1 protein-coding gene is annotated in these 274 nt (G+C 42.7%); it reads left to right on the top strand.

Going from position 1 to position 274, the window contains the following annotated elements; all coding sequences use genetic code 11:
* The coding region (locus tag AAEY88_RS13545; RefSeq protein ID WP_350563225.1) for a gamma-glutamyltransferase at positions 1–256 on the top strand (256 nt) is incomplete at its 5' end.
* Positions 257–274 lie beyond the last annotated feature (18 nt).

The raw sequence follows: 274 nt of genomic DNA, 5'->3' as shown, positions 1-274 counted from the left end.
CATGAATGTGATTGATCATAACTTAAACATTGCCGAAGCAACCGCTGCTGCACGTATGCATCACCAATGGTTACCTGATTTTATTTGGGTGGAACATACATTGAATCGCGATACTATTTCATTACTTGAAGCCAAAGGTCACAAAGTGAAAGTGCAAGAATCGATTGGCAGTACTCAATCGATAATGATGACAGAGCAAGGTCTTTTTGGCGCTTCAGATCCAAGACGCGCTGGTTCTGCCGCCATCGGCTATTAATACCATTAACCATTACCC

The sequence above is a fragment of the Psychrobacter sp. CAL346-MNA-CIBAN-0220 genome (assembly GCF_040309805.1).
GTDB lineage: Bacteria > Pseudomonadota > Gammaproteobacteria > Pseudomonadales > Moraxellaceae > Psychrobacter.
Note: the sequence above shows the minus strand (reverse complement) of the source record. Positions and strands in the feature narration are given on the sequence as shown.